The following is a 2,366-nucleotide window of genomic DNA, read 5'->3' as shown; positions in this document are numbered from 1 at the left end:
AATGGTCGAGATATTTAAAGATAAAACGAACTGCTGGCATATCCGTGATTATGGGAGAGGGCTTAACCATCATCATCTGACACAAAAAGAGAATGACGAAAAACTTGCAAACCCCCGTGTTATTGGAAAATTCGGTATCGGGTTGAAAGATGCTCTTGCAACATTCAATCGAAAGGGGGTGGACGTTTCAATAAGATCACGGCATGAAGACCTTTCTTTTGGTAAATCAAAAAAACATGGTTTTGAGGACATTATAACATTACATGCATACATTTCTCCACCTTCGGATAATAAATTCCAGGGAACAGAGTTTATCCTTAAAAATTGTTCAGACGGTGATATTGCGAAAGCGAAAGAGTTGTTTCTACGCTTCTCGGGCGAAAAAGTATTAGAAACAACGTCATTGGGACAAGTCCTCGAAAAGAAATCAAATCCTGCAAGAATATACGTTAACGGGGTTCAGGTTGCGGAAGAAGAGACCTTCCTTTTTTCGTATAATATTACATCTCCAAACAAGGCCATACAAAAGGCATTGAATCGCGAGCGTACAAATGTCGGTAGAACGGCTTACTCTGACAGGATTAAAAAGATCCTTATTGCCTGCGAAAGTCAGGAAGTTGCACACGAATTAGTAAGGAACCTGGCCAACTATAGTGCCGGAGATCATAACGAGTTAGACTGGGCTGAGGTGTCTGTTCATGCATGCCGATTGCTCAATGATCGTTCCAGGGTCGTATTCTTCACCTCCGATGAGGTCATGTCCGCACCGAACCTTGTGGACAATGCCAGATCTGGTAAATACAACGTCATAATTGTTCCCCAGAAAGTTAGAGAAAAACTGCGGGGTATGGTAGACATTGCGGGTAATCCGATCAGAGATGTGGAGCAATTCAGCAGCGACTGGAATAATAGTTTTAAGTTCTCTTTTGTGTCTGAAAAACAGCTTACTGCAGATGAAAAACGGGTCTTTGAGCAGACTGATCGAATACTAGGTTTCGTTGGAGGTCGGCCTGAAAAAGTTAAGGAAATATTAATTTCCAAAACAATGCGGCTCGATCTTCAATTATATCGCGAAGCACTAGGATTGTGGGAGCCCTCTGAAAATAGGATTGTAATAAAACGGGACCAACTGAAAGACGTCCAGAACTACGCAGGCACCTTACTTCACGAAGTTGCTCACGCTACGAGTGATGCATCTGATGTATCCCGTAGTTTTGAGCACGAATTAACCCGGTATCTGGGACTTGTGGTAAAAGGGGCAATTAAGGATAGTTGAACTCAGTTGAGGGATATTTCAAACCTTTCTCTCCGATTGTGAGAGGGGTTTTGCCATCGATCAAAGGCTTAAAGTTTCAATGACCTATTACCCTGGCATGGTAGAGGCCGCATTTTTTCTATTTGAGGTAAGTCAGAGATCACTTTTATATCCACCTGGTCTTTAATCCCGCGCCACCCACCCAGAACTCGTGGTGGCAGGTGATACGTTGAAAAAATCTTAAGGTTAGTCTCGTTTTACAATTTTTCCGTAGCCTTTTTGCTCAAACTCTATTGCATCGTCCTTATTGATAGGCCACGTACATCCGTATGGATTAATGTATTTCATTCCACGTTGCGATACAAGGGTGAGCGTGGGCAGCACTTTCAAGAACTCGAAGTCGACTTTATCCTCCTGTTCTTGCTTTTTATTGTTCGGTTTACGAATCGCTTGCTCTTGCTCTCGCTTGTTCGGTTTATGGAGCGTTCCTCTCTCGATTGTGCGCACCACAGTCTGGTTTTTTCTGCTATTATGTTCGAGATAGTGCTCCAGGTCATTGAATATCGACGAAAATCTTGCTTCGAGTTCCTTAAGGTCCCTTACCTGCTCATGGATTGAGGATATCTGATTCTCTGAGGCGAGGTTGAGCTCCCTGTATTTATAGTTAGAATGGGGATAAGTCTTCCATATGAACCCATTTTTTGGAGAGTAGATCTTCCAGAGAGCATCCTTGAATCTTTTAAATGATGCGTACATTAATTTGATCTCTTCTCTCAGGGTCGTGGGATTATCCCAAGTGTTACTTTTAAAAATTGCATAGAGTCTCTTCAGGCCGCGTCGATAACTGTAGTATTTGTCCTTCAACTCGGTAAGTTCGTCCAGGACGGGTAACACAGAGTCTCTTAATCTGGCACATCTCTGATATTGCGCCTTAACATCAGCGAGATAATGAGAGTACTCCCCGTTCAGCACATACCTGATCCATTCGCTCAATCCTGCCGATGGATTCTTCGTTGTACATAGCGTCCTGTTATCGGAATTGATGCCGATAGTGCGGATATCTTTTCGAACGTAGTAAAGTCTTTCGTGGGTTAAACGAAGGTCGCTTCTA

Annotated in this window: 2 protein-coding genes; one reads left to right on the top strand and one right to left on the bottom strand. The window is 42.9% G+C overall.

What is annotated here, in order from left to right; genetic code table 11:
* A partial coding sequence (locus tag EI28_RS14480; RefSeq protein WP_197018509.1) for an ATP-binding protein occupies positions 1 to 1,276 on the top strand: 1,276 nt, incomplete at its 5' end.
* 225 nt (positions 1,277 to 1,501) lie between these two features.
* Here the strand turns inward: EI28_RS14480 and EI28_RS11890 are convergent.
* A partial coding sequence (locus EI28_RS11890; protein ID WP_048115100.1) for a hypothetical protein occupies positions 1,502 to 2,366 on the bottom strand: 865 nt, incomplete at its 5' end.

The sequence above is a fragment of the Methanoculleus sp. MH98A genome (assembly GCF_000691865.1).
Classification (GTDB): Archaea; Halobacteriota; Methanomicrobia; order Methanomicrobiales; family Methanoculleaceae; genus Methanoculleus.
The sequence above is the reverse complement of the archived record's forward strand: the minus strand, read 5'-3'. Positions and strand labels throughout refer to the sequence as shown.